We start from the raw sequence: 14,805 nt of genomic DNA on the forward strand, positions 1-14,805 counted from the left end.
TCGGGTCGGCACGGTCCGCCCGGGTGGTGGCAGATCCGGCTCGGCTCAGGCGACGCCGCATCGGCGCCTCACGCCGGATCCTCCTCCGCCGGAGCACCGAACACCGCGCGTGCCCGGGCGATCGCGGCCATCGCCCGGGGCCAGCCGGTGTAGAACGCGAGGTGGGTGATCGCCTCCACCAGCTCGGGCTCGGTGACCCCGTTGTCGCGCGCGAACGCGAGGTGGAAGTCCAGCTGTTCGACCGCGCCGAGCGTGACGAGTGCCGAAACCGTGACGAGGCTCCGGTCTCGCTTGGCGAGGGCATCGCGCTCCCACACCTCGTCGAAGAGCACCGCATCCGTGTAGTGGGCGAGCGCGGGGGCGATGTCGCCCACCGAGCGCCGGCCGCCGGTCCAGCCGGTCATGCGAGGCTCTCCCCGCGATACTCCTCGTCCGTCACGTGTTCCTTCCACACCGTCGTGGTGGCGGGGTCGTCACCTGCTTCGAGCATCGCGAGGTGCTCCATGAAGCAGTCGGCTGCGGCGCCGTGCCAATGATCCTCGCCGGGCGGGGTGTAGAGCGTCTGGCCCGGGTGCAGCTGGACGACCGTCCCGTCCCGGCCTCCGACCAGGGCGACCCCGCTCGTCACCCGCAGATACTGTCCCCGCGCATGCGAGTGCCAGGCGGTGCGGGCACCCGGCGCGAAGCGGACGAGCGCGACGCTCATGCGCTGATCCGCCTCATGCGGCGCGGCGATGCGGTCCAGCCAGACGTCGCCGTGGAACTGCTCCGGCGGGTTCTTGGCCGTGGGCGCGGTGGGTTCGATGTTCATGGATGCTCCTTCTTCTCAGGGATACCCGGCGGTCCGATCAGTCCGTGGTGAGCAGCACCTTGGTGGCACGGCGCTCGTCCATGGCACGGTAGCCCTCCGCCGCGTCCTCGATCGAGAGCGTCAGGTCGAAGACGGCACCGGGATCGATCCGGCGATCCCAGATGAGCGCGACGAGCTCGGGAAGGAACCTGCGCACCGGTGCAGGTCCGCCGTGCAGGTGCACGCTGGAGAAGAACAGCTCGGAGCCGTCCAGCGCGACGTCGTGCGAGACCCCCACGAAACCGACGTGCCCGCCGGCGCGCGTGGCGCGGATCGCCTGCTCCATCGATTCCTGGGTTCCGACGGCCTCGATCGTCGAGTGCGCCCCGAGACCCCCGGTGAGCTCTCTGATCCGCGCGACGCCCTCGTCGCCGCGCTCCTCGACGATGTCTGTCGCGCCGAAGCGTCGGGCGAGCTCCTGCCGGTCGGCGTGGCGGGACATGACGATGATCCGCTCCGACCCGAGCTGCTTCGCCGCGAGCGCACCGAGGAGGCCCACGGCGCCGTCGCCGACCACGGCCACGGTCCTGCCGGGGCCCGCCTCGGCGGCGACCGCGGCGAACCAGCCGGTCCCCAGCACGTCGGACGCGGCCAGCAGCGAGGGCACGAGGTCGGCCGGCGGCTCCCCCGGCATCACGACGAGCGTGCCGTCGGCGAGCGGGATCCGCGCGTACTGCGCCTGGGTGCCGATCGAGCCCATCATCACCTGGTGCACGCACCGGGACGGGTAGCCGGCCGCGCAGATCTCGCAGGTGTCGTCGCTGGCGACGAAGGATCCGACGACGTGGTCGCCGGGCCGGATCCGGGTCACCTCCCCGCCGACGCTCTCCACGACCCCGATGTACTCGTGGCCCATCCGCTGCCCTCCGGCGCGGATCGCCTCGGCGCCGCGGTAGGGCCACAGGTCGGATCGGCAGATGCAGGTGGCGGTGACGCGGATGATCGCGTCGGTCGGCGCGACGATGACGGGCATGTCGAGCTCTTCGGTCCGGACATCGCCCGGGGCGTGCATGACGACTCCACGCATGGTGCTCTCTCCTCAGTGTGCGGTGATGACGGGTGCGGTGGCGGCGGACGGGCCGCCGGATCCGGCTTCGGTGGCCCCGCCCCGGCGGGGACGGGCGAGCACCGCGAACGAGACGGCGGCGAGGACCGTCGCAGACACGGTGACCAGTCCGAGCGGGAGGATGCTGGCGGCCCCCGCGACCCCCACGAGGGGAGCGGCGATGCCGCCGAACCCGTAGCGGACCATCCCGAGCAGCGACGACGCCGTGCCCGCGATCTGCGGATACTCGACGAGGGCGAGCGTCGTGGCCGGCGGAGAGGCGGTCGCGGCGCCGCTCGCGAGGGCGAAGAGCGAGACGAGCACGACCCAGAGCGGCATCGGGAGGATTCCCGCGACGAGCAGTCCGAGCGCACCCAGGCCCGTGATCGCGATCCCCGCGGTGAGCGTGCCGCGGACGCTCCACCGCTCGGCGGCCCGGCCGGCGATGTAGCCGAAGAGCATGAACCCGGCCGAGTTGGCTCCGAACGCGAGCGCATAGCCCTGCGGCGACAGACCGTAGATGTCCTGGAGCACGTAGGTCGCGCCGGCGAGATAGGCGAACACCGCCGCGTACAGGAAGCCCTGGCTCAGCACCGCGCCGAGGAAGACCCGGTCCGCCAGCAGCGTGCGGAAGTCCCGCAGGGTACGCACCCAGCCGCCGGTCGTGCGCTGCGCCGCGGGCAGGGTCTCGCCGAACGCGAACAGGGTGATCACGAGGATCGCGGATCCGATCACAGCGAGGAAGAGGAACAGCCCGCGCCAGTCGACGACGCTGCTCAGCACGCCGCCGAGGAGGGGCCCGACGATCGCGGCGAATCCGCCCACCACGGTGAGCCGGCCGTAGAAGCGGATGAGCGCTCCGCCGGCGTACACGTCACGGCCCGCGGCCTGCGCGATCACGATCCCGACGCCGCCGGCCAGGCCCTGAACGAAACGGGCCGCGATCAGCAGGCCGACCGAGGGCGCGGCCGCGCAGATCAGGGAGGTGCCGATGTAGGCCGCGACCCCGATCAGCAGGATCCCCCGTCGTCCGAAGCGATCGGACAGGGGCCCTGCACCGAGCTGGCCGAGCGCGAGCCCGACGAGGCACGCGGTCACGGTCAGCTGGGCGATCGAGGTCGCCGCACCGAGCTCACGCGTGAGGGCGGGGAGCGCCGGCAGATAGAGGTCCATCGAGATCGGGCCGAACACGGTGAGCAGGAGCAGCAGTGCCGGCAGCAGCCTCGAGGAGGCGGGCCGTGCGGCGGATCGGAGGTCGGTGCGGTCCATGAGGACCACTCTCCGCCCGATCCCCCGCCCGTGGGAGTCCCTGTTGAAGGGGGTACTGGCAGGGCATCCCTCCCGTGGCGGGATCGGCCTACTCTGCTGTGCATGGACAACAGAGCCGAGGTGCGCGAGTTCCTCATGACCCGTCGCGCTCGCGTCTCCCCCGAGGCCGCCGGACTGCCCGCGGTAGCGAACCGCCGCGTCGAGGGTCTGCGCCGCAGCGAGGTGGCGGCGATCGCCGGGGTCAGCGTGGAGTACTACGCGAAGCTCGAACGCGGCGCGATCGCCGGGGCCTCGTCGGCGGTGCTCGACGCGCTCGCCGAAGCTCTGCAGCTCGACGACGCCGAGCGCGCCCATCTGCTCGACCTCGCCCGTGCCGCCGACGGCATCCCCACCAGCGGCCGCGCCCGACGCCGCGGAAGCGGACGCCCGGCACCGCTGCGCCCGAGCCTGCAGTGGGCGCTGTCCTCGATCACCGACGGGGTCGCGTTCGTCCGCGACCCGCGGCAGAACCTGCTCGCCACCAACGCCCTGGGGCGGGCGTTCTACTCCCCCGTGATCGGCGACGGCGGGCGCACGCCGAACCTCGCCCGCTTCCAGTTCCTGGATCCGGCCGCCCGAGACTTCTATCCCGAGTGGGATCTGTTCGCGCACATGTGCGTGGGCGTGATGCGGGCGGAGGCGGGGCGGGATCCGCACGACACGGCGCTGCAGGAGCTGGTGGGCGAGTTGTCCACGCGCAGCGAGGTGTTCCGCCGGCTCTGGGCCGAGCATGACGTGCGCCGCCACGGGGCCGGCACCAAGCATTTCCGCCACCCCGTCGTGGGGGATCTGACCCTCGCCTACGAAGAGCTCACGATCACCGCGGAGCCGGGCAACGTGCTCCTCGTGTACACGGCCGAGCCCGGTTCGCCGTCGGCCGAGGGGCTCGCGCTGCTCGCGTCCTGGGCGGCCACGCAGGAGCCCGATCGTTCGGCCGCCGCAGCAGCGGACTGACCGCGCCGACCGGTCGCCGCGGCAGCGGACCGACCGGGCCGAGCCGTTGCCGCGAGCGCCGCCGGAAGGGGCTCAGCCGACGCGGCAGAGGATCTCGCCGTGGAGCACGGAGAGCCAGCCGTCGTCGCTCGCGGCCCACTCGCGCCAGCCGTCGCTGACGCGCTGCAGGTCTTCGGGGGTCGCCTCGCCCGCGTCCAGGAGCTGGCGAGCGATCGCGGAGTCGAGGATCCGATCCGCCCACATGCCACCCCACCACGCGCGGTCCTCCGTGTTCGCGTAGCACCAAGTGCTCGAGGTGGCAACGACGTCGGTGAGCCCTGCCGCATGCGCCCATGACAGCAGCACCCGGCCGGCGTCCGGCTCCCCTCCGTTCGCGTGGGCCGCGGTGCGGTAGAGATCGAGCCACGTGTCCAGTGCCGGGATGACCGGCCACCAGCGGAAGCCGCCGTAGTCGCTGTCGCGCACGGCGACGATCCCGCCCGGCTTGGTCACCCTGGCCAGCTCGCGCAGCGCCTGCACCGGATCCGCGACGTGCTGCAGCACCTGGTGCGCGTGCGTGACGTCGAAGCTGTCGTCCGGGAAGTCCAGGGCATGCACGTCGGCGACCCGGAACTCGATGTTCGTCACTGCGCGCTCCGCCGCGGTGGTGCGGCTGAGCCCCAGCTCCGCCTCGCCGATCTCCGTGGCCACGACCTCGGCGACGAGTCCCGCGAGATCCGCGGTGATCGTGCCGGGCCCCGCGCCCACGTCGAGCAGGCGGTCCGTCGGACGCAGGTGCGGCAGCAGGTGCGCGGCCGAGTTCTGCGCGGTGCGCCAGCGGTGCGATCGCAGCACCGAATCGTGGTGTCCATGGGTGTAGGCGGGCATCGGGTCTCCTCCGCTTCGGGTGTTCTCGATCCCCAGCGTTCCGGTTCGGTGCGCCGCGGGGAAGACCGTAGTCTTCCTAGGAGCGCCGCACCCTCCCGCGCGACGCGGATCCTCTCTTCCCGAACTCCCGGAGGCCGCGGATGTCGAACGCACTCGGAGACTTCCTCCGCGCCCGGCGCACCGATGCGCGCCTGCAGACGGAGGCGCCGCGGACCGGCGGCCGCCGTCGCACCACCGGTCTGCGCCGCGAGGAGGTCGCGACCGCGGCCGGCATCAGCGCCGACTACTACACACGGCTCGAGCAGGGCCGCGAGACCCACCCCAGCGACGCCGTGCTCGACGCGCTCGCCCGTGCGCTGCGGCTCGATCCGGACGCCGCCGACCACCTGCGCCGCCTGCGCGACGCGCACCCCGGCACCGCCCGCTCCGAACCCGTGGGCGCGCCCGTCGTGGACCCGGCGCTCGTGGCCCGCATGACGACGCTGGTCGAGACGGTGCGCCCCAATCCGGCCTACGTGCTGGATCGGCTCAGCACGGTCGTCGCCGCCAACCCCGAGGGGCTCGCGCTGCACGAGGGGCTCGCCGATCTCCCGCCGGATCAGCGCAACACCTGCCGCTCCCTGCTGCTCGACGCCCGGGCCCGCGAGACGTTCGTGGAGTGGGAGGAACTGGCCCGCGGAGCCGTCGCGCACCTGCGCGCAGCGAACGTCGACGACCTGCAGGATCCGGAGCTCGTGGCCCTGGTCGAGGAGCTGAGCGCGCAGAGCCCGCTGTTCCGCACCTGGTGGAACGGCCACCTCGTGCAGCGCCGGCGCGGCGACATCACTCACGTCCGCTCCGCGGACGGCACCGTCACCGCGCGCCGCTACGAGGTGCTGCACCTGCCCGAGGACGGCGTGCGGATGACGCTCTGGCTCCCCACCGCCTGACGCCGCCTCTCCCTCGCCCGGCGTCGCCCCGCCGCCCGGGCGCGCCCGCGCACCCGCGAGACCGAACCTGCGTCACGAGACCGACGAAGAGAACCGCGGTCTCGTGACGAGAGTTCGGTCTCGCGGTCACCGACGAGGGCATCGCCGCCGGCCGAGCCACCGGATCCGGTCACCGACGACGGCGTCGCGCGCGGCGTCGCAGCCGGCCGGGCCACCAGATCCGGTCACCGACGAGGGCGAAGATCGCGGGCACGATCACGGTGCGCACCACGAGCGTGTCCACGATCACGCCGACGCCGACGATGAGGCCGAGCTGGCCGAGGGTCACGAGCGGCAGCACCCCGAGGGCGGCGAACACCGCCGCCAGGACGACGCCCGCGCTCGTGATCACTCCGCCGGTGTGCGCGATCGCCTCGACCATGCCCTGCCGCGTGCCGCGGTCGACCGCCTCGGCCCGGGCGCGGTGCACGAGGAAGATCGTGTAGTCGATGCCCAGGGCGACGAGGAAGAGGAAGGCGAGCAGGGGCACCTGCAGGTCGAGCGCATGCTGGCCGAACAGCACCCGGCTCAGCCAGGCTCCGGCGCCGATCGCGGCGAGCGCGCTGGCGAGGTTCACGACGAGCAGCAGAACCGGGGCGACGATCGAGCGCAGCAGCACGAGCAGCACGAGGAAGCTGACCAGCAGCACGAGGGGCGCGATGAGCAGCAGATCCTGCTGGTTCCCGGTACGGGCGTCGAGGTCGGTCGCGACCGCTCCGCCGACGAGCGCCTGAGCGTCGGGGACGGCGTGCACCGCGTCGCGCAGGGCGGTGATCTGGCTCAGGCTCCTCCCGGTGCTCGGCGCGTACTCGCTCGTCACCATGATCTTCGTGAGGTCGCCGTCGGCGGTGGTGCCGATCGGCTGCACGCGCACGACCCCCTCGACGTCCTTCGCCGCGGTGACGACGTCCTGCGCCTGCGCGGTGTCGGCGACGATGAGGATCGGCTGCGCCTCACCCGCGGGGAAATGCGCCGAGAACACCTCGAGCCCCGCCGCCGACTCCGACGGCACCCGGAACTTCTCCCCCTGATCGAGCCCGACGGAGGTGCCGAACAGGCCCGCCGCCATCACGGCGAGCAGCGCGCCGCCCGCGAGCAGCGCCACGACCGGGCGCCGCACGACGCCCCCGGCGATCCCGCGCCAGATCCGTCCCTGCCGGCGCTCGTCGCCGGGACGCGGCACCAGGGGCCAGAACACGGCCCGCCCGCACACGGCGAGCAGCGGCGGGAGCAGGAAGAGCACGGATCCGAGCGCGATCAGCAGCCCGATCGCCGAGGAGACGCCGAGGCCGTGCGTGCCCGGGATGACGGCCAGCACGAGCGTGAGGAGGGCCAGCACCACCGTCACGTTGGATGCGATGATCGCGGGCGCGGTCTGCCGCCAGGCCGTGCTCAGCGCCGCGCGATGATCCGCGGTCGTCTGCAGCTCTTCGCGGTAGCGCGAGATCAGGAGCAGCGCGTAGTTCGTCCCGGCTCCGAACACCAGCACGCTGATGATGCCGGCATCGAACTGCAGACCCCAGGCGGATCCGGCCGCCGCGGTGATCCGGCCCGCGAGTCCGTCCGCCAGGGCGACGACCGCGAGCGGGACCAGCCAGAGGATCGGCGAGCGGTAGGTCACGATGAGCAGGATCGCGACGATGAGGATCGTGACGATCAGCAGGGTGAAGTCGGCGCCCTCGAAGGACGAGGCGACGTCGGCGCCGAACGCCGGACCGCCGGTGACCTGCAGTACGAGACCGCGGGGGGCGTGCGCGGCGACGTCGGAGCGCAGCGCGGCGATCGCCTTCGCGTTCTCGGCGTTGACGTCCGTTGCCGTGATCGGGGTGATGATCACCGCAGCCTTCCGGTCCTCGCTGACCACGGGACCCGACGGATCCGCCGCCGCGCGGTCGCCCAGCACCGGCACCAGCTCCTTCAGCCCCGCCAGGTCCGCCTCGGACAGCGCTCCGCCGTCGCCCCGCGAGGCCACGACGAGCACCGACTGCCGGTCGGCGTCCGGGAAGGTCTTGAGCAGCTCGGAGACGCGGGTCGACTCCGCACCGGCCGGAGCCTGCGCGTTACCGCCCGGCGCCTTGGCCGAGCCGAAGGCGCCGAACAGCAGCACCATGAGGACGAGGACGAGCCCGAGCGAGATCCACGCGCCGCGGCGCGAGGTCAGGGCATCGGAGAGGCGCGAGCGCGCGACGGAATCTGCCATGCATCCAGTCCACCGGCGCGCGCGCCGTCCGCCATCGTGCACAAGGTGGAAGGAAAGATCGATCGAAGGGACGAGACCGAACCCGCGTCCCGAGACCGATGAAGAAAACGGCGGTCTCGGGACGAGGGTTCGGTCTCGCGGTCACCGCACCGCGCTCGCGGTCACCGCACCACGCCAGCCGCACCGCGCTGGCGGTGCCGCACCAGAGGCGGGGCACCGCGCCGGAGGCGCCGCGCTGGCGGCGCCGCGCCGCGCTCGTGGTGCCGGGCGCCCCGAGATCTCGGGGCGCCCGGGGAATGAGGGCGTCAGTACCGCAGGCCGTGCCCGAACCGGAAGGTCGGGTTCTCGGTGTCGAACGCGACGTCCGACCGGCTCGCGACGACGGCCGCGTCGGAGCGGGGCAGGTCGAACGGCAGCGAGCCCTGGGGTCCGCGCTCGCCGAACAGCACCCGCAGCACGGCCGCATCCGAGGCGCCGTAGTCGGCCAGCACCGCACGGGCCGCGTCCTCGAGTCCGCCGAGCACGGCGGGCCGGTCGAGGTAGATGTCGATCACCGTGGGAACTGTCTCGGCGATCGCCGTCAGGCGCGCGTGCTCCTCGGCCGGGAACTCCAGGGATCCGGAGTGGAACAGGTCGCTGAAGCCGCCGCGGTCGCGGTCCTCGAACGGCGCCTTGATGCGCAGGATCGCGACATCGGCGTCCTCCGGGCTCTCGACGACGGTCGCGTAGGCGGCGAGCGCGTCGGCGGCCACCCCCTCGGCATAGACCTTCACGCCGCGCGCGAGCGGCAGCATCGGGGATCCGCCGTCGACCGCGCCGTTGGTCAGCAGCGTGAGCGAGTCGCTCTGCGCGTCCAGGCCCTCGGCGACGAAGTCGGCACGGCCGACGAGCGACTCCGCCGCCTCCTCGTCGACGAACGGGTTCTCGAAGAGGCCCAGCCGGAACTTCTCCCGCAGCAGCCGCCGCACCGACACGTCCAGGCGCGCCTCGGAGACCTCGCCGCGCTCGACGAGTCCGCGCAGCTCATCGGTGCAGAGCTCGCCGCCGAACTGGTCGACGCCCGCGTCGAGCGCCTTGACGATGCGCTGCGGACGGGTGAGGTCCTCGGCGCCCCAGGCCCGGGCCGGCATGTCGGCGCCGAACACGACGACGTCGGTGAGCAGGCCCCAGTCGGTGCAGACGATCCCGTCGAACCCGAGGCGGTCGCGCAGCAGATCCGTGAGCACCCCCTTGTTGAAGCCGAAGCCGACCTCCTCCCAGTCGGTGCCGACCGGCTGGCCGTAGTACGGCATCATCTGGGTCGCCCCGGCGCCGATCGCGGCGATGAACGGGCGCAGGTGGTACTCCTGCTGGCCGCCCGGGTAGACCTGCTCCTTGCCCCACTCGAAGTGCGGGTCCTCGCCGTCGAGCTGCGGGCCGCCGCCCGGGAAGTGCTTGACCATGGTCGCGACCGAGTCGGGCCCGAGCTCGGAGCCCTGGAAGCCGCGGATGTAGCCCACCACGAGGCGCGAGGTGAGATCCGCGTCCTCGCCGAACGTGCCCGCGATCCGAGACCAGCGCGGCTCGGTCGCGAGGTCGATCTGCGGGTGCAGTGCGACGCGCAGACCCACCGCGAGGTACTCCTGCCGCGCGATGTCGGCGAAGCGCTCGAGGCGCTCCGGGGACGCCAGGGCCGCGAAGCCGAGCGTCTCCGGCCACTGCGAGAACGGGCCCGCCATGAGCGAGGTGAGCGGGTTGTCGCTGAACGAGTGCCGCGGATCCGTGGAGAGAGTGATCGGGATCCCCAGCGGCGTGTCCAGCGCCATCCGCTGCAGCGCGTTGTGCCAGGCGGCGAACTCGCGGCCGCCGGGCGCGGCGCCGAGCAGGTTGAAGTGGCTCATCCGGCGCTTGCGCACCATGGACGAGATCGAGGGGAGGCCGAAGGTCGGGTTGCCCTCGTCGAGATCGGCATAGGCCGCCATGGTGTGGAACAGCATCCCGACCTTGTCGGCGAGCTCCATCCGGCCGAGCAGGTCCTCGACGCGCTCGTCGATCGGCAGGGAGGCGTCGCGGTACGGCAGCGGGGCCTCGTTCACGGTGTCCGTCATATCGATGTTCTCCTCAGTGCTCGACTCTGTCACTTGACCGACTTGATGAACCAGACGCTGACCGCGCCGAGCACGCTCAGCACGATCGCGATCGGGAAGAGCGCGCCGTAGCCGAAGGCCAGCACGATCGCGCCGGCGACGCCGGGGGCGAACGTCTGCGGCAGCGTCGCGGCGATGTTCACGACGCCCAGGTCCTTGGCGAAGTTCTTGGCGGACGGCAGCACCTGGCTCATCAGGGCGGTGTCGACCGCCTGGAACATGCCGAACCCGAAGCCGCTGATCACCGTCATGATCATCCACGACGTGTACGACGGGGCGATCATCGGGAACACCAGCGCGACCGCCATGAGCAGGGAGGATCCGAAGACGAACGGCTTGCGCCGGCCCACCTTGTCGGAGAGCGGTCCCGAGACCACGGTCGCGATGAGGATCCCGACGAGGCTGAGGATGCCGAGCAGGGGGATCACGGAGAAGGGATCCTTCACCCCGAGGTAGTTCTTCAGGATCAGCAGCTGGAACCCGGTGACGGCGAAGTAGCCGGTGTAGAGCAGCAGGCGGCCCGTGAAGGCCCAGAAGAAGTCGGGGTGCTTGATCGGGCTGACCCAGAAGGTGCGCAGGAACTCGCCGAAGCTGAACGGCTCGTTCTGGAAGTTGAGGCTGGGGTGGTCGGGGTTCGCGACGACGAATCCGAGCAGCACGACGACCGCGAAGACGGCGAAGATGATGTAGCCGAGCGTGATCGAGTGCGCGAGCTGGGATCCGATGATCTGGCCGCCGAGCGCGCCGAGCATGAGGCCGATGCCGGAGAGCGCCGCGAACGTGCCGCGACGGGCGACCGGGACCCGGTCCGGCAGGATCGCCGAGAGCGGGCCCTGGGCGAAGTTGTAGGCGACCTGGATGAGCGTCCACGCGAGGATGATGCCGACCAGGTTGTTCATGAACCCGAGGGCGATCAGGGCGATGCCGCCCACGATCGCGCCCGCGATGATCCAGGGCGCACGGCGGCCGAACCGCGAGCGCGTGCGGTCGGAGAGCTGCCCGGCGGCGGGCTGGGCGATCATTGCGCCGAGGGCGCCGATCGTCGACACGATCGCGATGTTGGCCACCTGCGTGTTCTCATCGGGGAACATCGCGATCAGCTGCGCCTGCAGCAGGATGCCGGGGACGGCCCCCCAGATCACGAAGATCGCGAAGTTCGCGGGGATGATCCAGGCGAGCAGCCGCCGCACGCCCTTGATCGGCGCGGGCGGGTCGTCCTCACCGGAGGCGGTGGCGACGAACGTGGTCTCGGTGAGGGGCGGACGCAGTCCGGGTGCGTCAGAAGAAGTCGACGACATTGTCAGTCCTTGGGGAAGGCGGTGGGATCGGGTCGGCCGGGACGAGAGCGCTCGACGCGGCCTCGGATCCGGTTGATGGCACGCTAGCATGAAAAACCGGCACAAGTGTAGGTTTTTGTCCGAGCGGTCTGCGCACCGCTGATCCGGCGTCGAGACGACCCCCTCCGACGACCGCGGACGCATACGATGGGACACCGATGACGACGGAACGCGGATACACCACGGGCAGGGCCCGGCGGGAGCGGATCATCGCGGCCGCGACCGCGCTTTTCGGGCGCGTCGGCTTCAACAGCGCCACCATGCTCGAGATCGCGCAGGTCTGCGAGATCTCCCGCGCCGGCCTCGCGCACCACTTCCCCACCAAGGAATCGCTCATGGAGGCGGTGCTGGAGACGAGGGATCGCGAGGACCGCGAGCGCTTCCGTCGCAACGGCTCGCAGGGGCAGGACGGCATCGGCGTCCTGCGCGGCATGGTCGACCTCGCCCGGCACAACACCGAGGTCGGCGGCATCATCGCGCTGTACGCGGTGCTGTCCGCGGAGGCGGCCGACCCCGCACACCCCGCGCACGACTACTTCGTCCAGCGCTATCAGCGGATCCGCTCCGGCACCGCGAAGGCCCTCCGCGACGCCCGCGACGCCGGCTATCTCTCCCCGCACGTGGACGAGGACCGCGCCGCGGCCGAGCTCACCGCGCTCATGGACGGCCTGCAGCTGCAGTGGCTGCTGGATCCGGCGTCGGTCGACATGGCCGAGACCGTGCGCCGCCGCATCGAGGAGCTGCTCGTGGTGCCCCTCGACGGTGACCCTCTCCCGCATCGGGATCGTTGAGCGGGAACGCGCAGCGACCGAGACGAAACGTCCCCGGCCGGGCCTCAGGACCAGACGAACCGGAACGTGCCGAGGAGCACGGCCGCGGCGATCGACAGGGCCATGATGGCCGCGCCTCCCGCGAGCGCGATCGCGTCGCGACCGCTCAGCCGGGACGGACGGGCCCAGGTGCGCGGGATGTCGGATCCGAATCCGCGCGCCTCCATCGCGAGGGCGAGCTTGGTCCCGCGGCGCACCGCGAACACGAGCAGCACGAACGACATCGTGACGAACCGCCGCAGCACCCCCCGGTCGCCGACGCCCCGCGCCCGGCGGGCCAGCGACATGGTGCGCCAGTCGTCGAGGAAGAGCCCCAGCATCCGGGTGCCGGCGAGCACCCCGAGCACGAACCGGCTCGGCAGGTGCGCGACCTGGGCGAGGGCGTCGGCGAGCGCGGTCGGATCCATCCGCGCGAACAGCAGGATGGTCGGCAGCCCCAGCGCGACGACGCGGATCGACACCGCGATCGCGAGCTGGATCGACGCCTCGCTGATGTGCGCGAAGCCGAAGCTGAAGAAGACCTGCCCGCCCGGCGCCGCGTAGAGCAGCATGCTCACGCCCGCGACCGGGGCGACGACGAGCAGCAGGGCGAGCCGGCGCAGCACCGTGCCGGGGCGCAGACCCGTGAGCGGCAGGCACAGCAGCTGCAGCCCGATCGCGACGAGCCCGCTCGTGATGTCGATCGAGGCGAACAGCGGGATGGACAGCAGCAGGGCGAGCAGGATCCTGGTCACGGGATTGACGCCGTCGATCCAGGCGCGCGGCTCCCCGTCCACGGAGCGCTGCCCGCTCCCGCCGGCCGGATCCGGGACCGCACGCCGCTCCTCTGACTGCACGGTCATGCCGCGACCCCCTCGGCCCGAGCCGCGGTGAGGGCGATGCGGTGTCCGCCCAGATGGCGGATCACCTCCTCGTCGTGCGTCACCGCGATCACCGTGGTGCCACGGGCGATCTCCTCCTGCAGCAGGCCGACGATCCCGATCCAGCCTCGGCGGTCCTGCCCGAAGGTGGGCTCATCCAGCACCACGACGGCCGGCGCCGCGGCGAGCACGGTCGCGACCGACAGCCGGCGCTTCTGCCCGCCCGAGAGCGTGAACGGGTTCGCCGCGGCGAGCGCCGTGAGCCCGAGCCGCTCCAGCAGCGCGTCGACCACGTCGTCGACCCGGGCCCCGGGCCATCCGAGGGCACGGGGCCCGACGGCGAGCTCGTCGCGCACGGTCTGCGTGAGGAACTGATGCTCGGGATCCTGGAACACCATCCCGATGCGGGTGAGCAGCTCGCGGGACGACCAGGCGGACGGACGGAGGCCGCGCCGGCCCCGCAGCCCCTCTGCAGCCTCCACGGTTCCGCTCAGCGGGTCCAGGAGCCCGGCGAGCGTGAGCGCAAGGGTCGACTTGCCGGCACCGTTCGGTCCGACGATCACCGTGGCCGCCGAGCCCGGCACCGCGAGGTCGAGCCCGCTCTGCACGGCCGTGCGGCGATCCCGGGAGACCGCGAGGGCGCGGGCCGCGAGAACCGCGCCCTCACCGGCGGGAGCGGCGTCGGCGGCCGGCAGCACCGGCAGGGCCACCGGGTGTCCCGGCACCCACACGCCGGCCTCGGCGAGGGCGTCGCCGTAGGCGTCGAAGACCTCGGCGGGCGCACCGTCGGCGAGCAGTCCGCCGTCGGCGCCCACCACGATCACGCGCGTCATCAGGTCGGCCCAGATCGCGGTGCGGTGCTCGATGACCACGAGGGTCGCACCCGTCGCCTCGACGACCCGCTCGACGCTCGCGCGGATCTCGCGCACTCCGTCCGGATCCAGGTTCGCGGTCGGCTCGTCGAGCAGCAACAGCCCCGGGCGCATCGCCAGGGCGCCGGCCAGGGCGAGCCGCTGCTTCTGTCCACCGGAGAGGGCCGCGGTCCGGCGATCCGGCGGGACGTCGAGCCCGACCGCGTCGAGCGCCTCCTGCACCCGCTCCGGGATCTCGTCGGCGGGGACGGCGAGGTTCTCGCAGCCGAAAGCCACGTCGTCGCCGACCCTGCTCAGCACGACACCGGCATCGGGATCCTGCAGCACCAGGCCGATGCGGCCGCGCTGTCGTTCGGGATCCAGGCCGTCGACGAGCAGGGATCCGCTGCGCTCGCCCTCCTCGGCGTCGCCGAGGAGCCCTGCGATGCCCGTCAGCAGCGTGGACTTGCCCGCACCGGAGGCGCCGAGCAGCAGCACGCGCTCCCCCGGTTCGATCACGAACGACACGTCGCTGACCGCGGGCAGGCGGCGGCCGGCGTAACGCCAGCCCCACCCGTCCGCGACGACGCGGGCGGCACCCGCGGTCAT

The 14,805-nt window shown here is 72.4% G+C and carries 13 protein-coding genes; 3 read left to right on the forward strand and 10 right to left on the reverse strand.

The annotated features are described in order from the left end of the window. Positions 1 to 68: 68 nt before the first annotated feature. Genes WFJ17_RS00945 through WFJ17_RS00960 form a run of 4 tightly spaced genes read right to left on the reverse strand, consistent with a single transcriptional unit; the run spans position 69 to position 3,164 of the window. Positions 69 to 404 carry a carboxymuconolactone decarboxylase family protein gene (locus WFJ17_RS00945; RefSeq protein ID WP_251442675.1) on the reverse strand — a complete coding sequence of 112 codons (336 nt, stop codon included), beginning with the start codon at positions 402 to 404 and terminating at the stop codon, positions 69 to 71. Beyond that, the gene (locus WFJ17_RS00950; RefSeq protein ID WP_336647410.1) at positions 401 to 811 is read right to left on the reverse strand and encodes a (R)-mandelonitrile lyase; all 411 of its coding nucleotides are present in this window, start codon (positions 809 to 811) and stop codon (positions 401 to 403) included. The genes WFJ17_RS00945 and WFJ17_RS00950 overlap by 4 nt, the downstream gene beginning before the upstream one ends. Before the next feature lie 37 nt (positions 812 to 848). After that, on the reverse strand, positions 849 to 1,877 hold the full coding sequence (locus tag WFJ17_RS00955; protein ID WP_336647411.1) for a zinc-dependent alcohol dehydrogenase family protein: 1,029 nt from the start codon (positions 1,875 to 1,877) through the stop codon (positions 849 to 851). 12 nt (positions 1,878 to 1,889) lie between these two features. Continuing rightward, the gene (locus WFJ17_RS00960; protein WP_336647412.1) at positions 1,890 to 3,164 is read right to left on the reverse strand and encodes a multidrug effflux MFS transporter; all 1,275 of its coding nucleotides are present in this window, start codon (positions 3,162 to 3,164) and stop codon (positions 1,890 to 1,892) included. Positions 3,165 to 3,266: 102 nt separating this feature from the next. On the opposite strand from WFJ17_RS00960, the gene WFJ17_RS00965 reads away from it, so the two are divergent. Beyond that, entirely contained in the window at positions 3,267 to 4,157 is an 891-nt protein-coding gene (locus tag WFJ17_RS00965; RefSeq protein WP_336647413.1) for a helix-turn-helix transcriptional regulator, read from the forward strand. A gap of 72 nt (positions 4,158 to 4,229) precedes the next feature. Here WFJ17_RS00965 and WFJ17_RS00970 read toward each other — a convergent pair whose 3' ends face one another. After that, on the reverse strand, positions 4,230 to 5,024 hold the full coding sequence (locus tag WFJ17_RS00970; RefSeq protein ID WP_251442690.1) for a class I SAM-dependent methyltransferase: 795 nt from the start codon (positions 5,022 to 5,024) through the stop codon (positions 4,230 to 4,232). A gap of 140 nt (positions 5,025 to 5,164) precedes the next feature. Between WFJ17_RS00970 and WFJ17_RS00975 the strand changes: the two genes are divergently transcribed. Continuing rightward, positions 5,165 to 5,953 (forward strand): helix-turn-helix transcriptional regulator, encoded by a 789-nt coding sequence (locus WFJ17_RS00975; RefSeq protein WP_336647414.1) that lies wholly within the window; start codon positions 5,165 to 5,167, stop codon positions 5,951 to 5,953. A 169-nt stretch (positions 5,954 to 6,122) separates the two neighbouring features. Here the strand turns inward: WFJ17_RS00975 and WFJ17_RS00980 are convergent, their stop codons facing one another. The 3 genes from WFJ17_RS00980 to WFJ17_RS00990 all read right to left on the reverse strand — a co-directional run bounded on the left by WFJ17_RS00980 (position 6,123) and on the right by WFJ17_RS00990 (position 11,616). After that, positions 6,123 to 8,192: an MMPL family transporter gene (locus tag WFJ17_RS00980; protein ID WP_336647415.1), complete on the reverse strand. Its 2,070-nt coding sequence runs from the start codon at positions 8,190 to 8,192 to the stop codon at positions 6,123 to 6,125. Positions 8,193 to 8,497: 305 nt separating this feature from the next. After that, on the reverse strand, positions 8,498 to 10,279 hold the full coding sequence (locus WFJ17_RS00985) for a glycoside hydrolase family 3 protein (RefSeq protein WP_336647416.1): 1,782 nt from the start codon (positions 10,277 to 10,279) through the stop codon (positions 8,498 to 8,500). Between the two features lie 29 nt (positions 10,280 to 10,308). Beyond that, positions 10,309 to 11,616 carry an MFS transporter gene (locus WFJ17_RS00990; protein ID WP_251442701.1) on the reverse strand — a complete coding sequence of 436 codons (1,308 nt, stop codon included), beginning with the start codon at positions 11,614 to 11,616 and terminating at the stop codon, positions 10,309 to 10,311. A gap of 197 nt (positions 11,617 to 11,813) precedes the next feature. On the opposite strand from WFJ17_RS00990, the gene WFJ17_RS00995 reads away from it, so the two are divergent. Further along, positions 11,814 to 12,446: a TetR/AcrR family transcriptional regulator gene (locus WFJ17_RS00995; RefSeq protein ID WP_251442703.1), complete on the forward strand. Its 633-nt coding sequence runs from the start codon at positions 11,814 to 11,816 to the stop codon at positions 12,444 to 12,446. Between the two features lie 44 nt (positions 12,447 to 12,490). Here the strand turns inward: WFJ17_RS00995 and WFJ17_RS01000 are convergent, their stop codons facing one another. Together WFJ17_RS01000 and WFJ17_RS01005 are read right to left on the reverse strand one after the other, a co-directional pair. Beyond that, a complete protein-coding gene (locus tag WFJ17_RS01000; RefSeq protein ID WP_336647417.1) occupies positions 12,491 to 13,327 on the reverse strand; it encodes an energy-coupling factor transporter transmembrane component T family protein in 837 nt (278 codons plus the stop codon). Then, positions 13,324 to 14,805: an ABC transporter ATP-binding protein gene (locus tag WFJ17_RS01005; RefSeq protein WP_336647418.1), complete on the reverse strand. Its 1,482-nt coding sequence runs from the start codon at positions 14,803 to 14,805 to the stop codon at positions 13,324 to 13,326. The genes WFJ17_RS01000 and WFJ17_RS01005 overlap by 4 nt, the downstream gene beginning before the upstream one ends.

Origin of the sequence: Microbacterium sp. MMO-10 (assembly GCF_037148715.1) — a bacterium.
Lineage (GTDB): Bacteria > Actinomycetota > Actinomycetes > Actinomycetales > Microbacteriaceae > Microbacterium.

Coding starts and splice junctions, on each gene's coding strand:
- WFJ17_RS00945 (WP_251442675.1), bottom strand. CDS start 404: ATGACCGGCTGGACCGGCGGCCGGCGCTCGGTGGGCGACATCGCCCCC.
- WFJ17_RS00950 (WP_336647410.1), bottom strand. CDS start 811: ATGAACATCGAACCCACCGCGCCCACGGCCAAGAACCCGCCGGAGCAG.
- WFJ17_RS00955 (WP_336647411.1), bottom strand. CDS start 1,877: ATGCGTGGAGTCGTCATGCACGCCCCGGGCGATGTCCGGACCGAAGAG.
- WFJ17_RS00960 (WP_336647412.1), bottom strand. CDS start 3,164: ATGGACCGCACCGACCTCCGATCCGCCGCACGGCCCGCCTCCTCGAGG.
- WFJ17_RS00965 (WP_336647413.1), top strand. CDS start 3,267: ATGGACAACAGAGCCGAGGTGCGCGAGTTCCTCATGACCCGTCGCGCT.
- WFJ17_RS00970 (WP_251442690.1), bottom strand. CDS start 5,024: ATGCCCGCCTACACCCATGGACACCACGATTCGGTGCTGCGATCGCAC.
- WFJ17_RS00975 (WP_336647414.1), top strand. CDS start 5,165: ATGTCGAACGCACTCGGAGACTTCCTCCGCGCCCGGCGCACCGATGCG.
- WFJ17_RS00980 (WP_336647415.1), bottom strand. CDS start 8,192: ATGGCAGATTCCGTCGCGCGCTCGCGCCTCTCCGATGCCCTGACCTCG.
- WFJ17_RS00985 (WP_336647416.1), bottom strand. CDS start 10,279: ATGACGGACACCGTGAACGAGGCCCCGCTGCCGTACCGCGACGCCTCC.
- WFJ17_RS00990 (WP_251442701.1), bottom strand. CDS start 11,616: ATGTCGTCGACTTCTTCTGACGCACCCGGACTGCGTCCGCCCCTCACC.
- WFJ17_RS00995 (WP_251442703.1), top strand. CDS start 11,814: ATGACGACGGAACGCGGATACACCACGGGCAGGGCCCGGCGGGAGCGG.
- WFJ17_RS01000 (WP_336647417.1), bottom strand. CDS start 13,327: ATGACCGTGCAGTCAGAGGAGCGGCGTGCGGTCCCGGATCCGGCCGGC.
- WFJ17_RS01005 (WP_336647418.1), bottom strand. CDS start 14,805: ATGACCGCGGGTGCCGCCCGCGTCGTCGCGGACGGGTGGGGCTGGCGT.